This window comes from Pseudarthrobacter sp. HLT1-3, assembly GCF_059383535.1.
Map to the genome: position 1 here is coordinate 1 of NZ_JBWZCJ010000059.1, position 2,508 is coordinate 2,508.

At 63.0% G+C, this 2,508-nt stretch carries 1 protein-coding gene and 1 pseudogene; one reads left to right on the forward strand and one right to left on the reverse strand.

Annotated features, from left to right (window positions below):
• Window positions 1-98 precede the first annotated feature (98 nt).
• Window positions 99-479: pseudogene (locus tag AC50X9_RS21170) on the reverse strand (CpaF family protein); the annotation flags it as partial.
• Window positions 480-782: 303 nt separating this feature from the next.
• Between AC50X9_RS21170 and AC50X9_RS21175 the strand changes: the two are divergent.
• Window positions 783-2,508, forward strand: a 1,726-nt coding sequence (locus AC50X9_RS21175; RefSeq protein WP_494897053.1) for an LGFP repeat-containing protein, incomplete at its 3' end; no start/stop codon positions are given.

The window sequence follows — 2,508 nt, forward strand, 5'->3', positions numbered from 1 at the left end:
ACCGCTGCTGACAGCCGGCCATCAAGATGACAACGCGCTACCAGTCAGCAAGCAGGGCTTCTCGTGGATCACGTAAAACCACTACCGCCCCACGCTCCTAGACGGCGCCCTGAGCTCTTGAGCATCCGTTCCACCAGGTCCCGGACCTGCTGCTCCGTGAGCGACACCGAGGTCAGCTCGGATTCGCCGTTCCGCGCCACATAGATCTCGTTGGGCGCGTTGAGCCAGATCTCCTCGATGGCCGGGTCGTCGAGCAGGGGTTGGAGTGCGCCGAAGCCGGCCACGGCGTCGAAAACGAACCTCCGGGCAGTCTCCAGCGGTCCGATTGGCGGGAGAGGCGCCAGGAGGGCGCGCTCGTCGTAATCCATTACGGCTGCCTCAACGAGACGTCGGACTTCACCGGATTGACTTAAGGGGTCGAGGCCGCGCCGGCGAATCAACTCGCGGACTTCGTCCTCGACAATGCGTACAGCCTCCACAATGGCCCCCAATATGACTGCCGCCGCCCTGTCCCCGGGCCACTGCAATTGGGTTAAAGCTAGGGGTGCCCACGCCGCAGGACAAGGGCGCGGCCTGTCCTATGTGGAAAACGCCAGACAGATTCACAACAATTGTCACATTGGCAACACCAGAAACTCTGGCTCACTCCGATTCGCGGTGTTAGGGTGGGCGCGACAAGTCAGACATTCTCACATCCCGGATAGCTTTGCTTCGCTTGGTCCCGGGGGACGAGACCACCATTTTGACACGGCCACCATCGTGTCGTTGTTCCGGAGCGCGAAATGAAGCGGACCCTTTCTAACGCCATGCCCCGACACTGCATCCAAGTCGGCGCCTTCTTGCTGGCCGCTTCACTGCTGGCGGGCTTCGGCCCTGCCTCGCCAGCCTACGCGCTCGAGTCTCCACCCACAGCAACCCCCACAGCGGCGCCGGGCGCAGCGACAACAACACCGCTCGCGCTCACAGAACCAACGCCGACCGCGCTCCAGCCGCCAGTCACGGAGCCGCCCGCGCCGCCCGCCCCGTTGGCGGAACAGGCCACTCTGACGCCACCCGCGGTCGAGCAAACGGGCGGTGCACCGACTTCGGTTCACACTTTTCAGACGCCGCCGCCGCTGGGCGCCAAGGGTACTGCTCCGCGGGCTCTGAGCACGGAAGCGTATTCGCTCGCCCGGACCGGTGACATCAAGGTGCGGCTGGTGACCGTCCAACTCACAGACGTCAAGGCGAGCCTTTCAATGGACGCGGCGGTCGCAGCTATCCAGGGAACCAGCGCCTACTGGCAGAGCATGTCCAAGGGCAGGCTCTCAATGAGCGTTGCAAGCACGGAATCCTTCAACAGCCGCAGCGCATCATCGCGGCAGAGCTACTCCGACATGATGAACACGATCTCTGGCGAACTTGGCTGGGTGGCCAGTCCATATACCGCGTTGGTTGTGTTCGTTTCGACACCAACGCTTTCGGACGGAGCCTACGGGGCCGGATGGAGCTATAACGGGACCAGCGGGCGAGTCATCATGCCTCAGCCAGCGTCTTTGACCAGAAGCGTGCTAACACACGAGTTTGGTCACGTCCTCGGCCTCATGCACGCCAACAGCCTGGAATGTGGCAGCGGCGCCCAAGACGTTGCCACCCGGGCGGACGGTTCCTTTGTCGATGCGACCTGCAGTATTCGTGAATACGGCGACTCCATGGACTTGATGGGAGTATCCCAGACATCACAACCAGCCATCAGCTCGACACTATGGGACTTTGGCGGTTTTGGCACCGGACGAGAGATCCGCGACCTTGGCAAGGCCGGAAGCAGCAGCAGCTACACGCTCGCGGCATGGGCTGGGACGGCCGACTATCGGGCTGCGAAGTTCACCGACCCTGTTAGCGGCGAGATTTACTATCTTGAGCTGCGGCTGCCCGTCGGCTACGACGCCGCCACTGCTTTCAACGGTAACCGCGGAGTCAAGATCGTTCAGCAGTTCGGTGCGGGTTCACTGATCCTGATGCCCGATAGCCGGCGCTTTGCCGGCTACTACAGCAGCCGCCATGCCTGGCAGGCGGGCGAGACTTTCACAACGCACGCCGGCACGCGGGTATCCGTCAACTGGATCTCCGACTCGGCCGCCGGCGTGACGATCGAGTCCACACCCATCGCCGCCAGCAAGGAGATTGCGTCGCTGGCATCCTCGAAGTCAACCCTGGGAGCTCAGACCTCGGGGATTATGTGTGGGTTGCGGGATGGTGGCTGCTACCAGTTGTTCCAGAATGGTGCCGTGACCTGGTCCCCATCCACCGGAGCCCAGCCAAGCCTGTACGGACCCATCCGGTCTGTCTGGGCAACCCAAGGATTCGAAAACGGCAAGCTCGGCTACCCCACCACCGACGAGCTCAACTACCCCAACGGCGGCTTTGCCCAGGCCTTCCAAGGCGGCGCCATCTACTGGACACCCTCCACCGGAGCCCAGCCAAGCCTGTACGGACCCATCCGGTCCGCCTGGGCAGCGCAAGGATTCG